1 protein-coding gene is annotated in these 229 nt (G+C 71.6%); it reads right to left on the bottom strand.

Translation table 11 applies throughout. From position 1 onward, the window contains the following. Positions 1-229 (bottom strand): condensation domain-containing protein (locus tag IE97_RS39085; RefSeq protein ID WP_037845549.1); only part of this gene is annotated, 229 nt, incomplete at both ends.

Here is a 229-nt window from a genome sequence, read left to right as displayed (position 1 = left end):
GCCGTGTCCGGCCCAGCGCTGGATGTCGGCCAGACCGGCCCACTGGTGGTCCAGGAGGCGGGTCTGTTCGGCCTGCAGGCGGCGGAAGAAGCCGTTGAGAGGCTCGGTGTGGTCGAGTCGGGCGCGTACCGGCAGGGTGTTGATGAACAGGCCGATCATCGATTCGACGCCGGGCAGCTCCGGGGGGCGGCCGGAGACGGTGGCGCCGAAGACGACGTCGTCCCGGCCG

Origin of the sequence: Streptomyces sp. NRRL S-455, from assembly GCF_000717875.1 — a bacterium.
In the GTDB taxonomy this organism is placed as follows: Bacteria; Actinomycetota; Actinomycetes; order Streptomycetales; family Streptomycetaceae; genus Streptomyces.
Note: the sequence above shows the minus strand (reverse complement) of the source record. Positions and strands in the feature narration are given on the sequence as shown.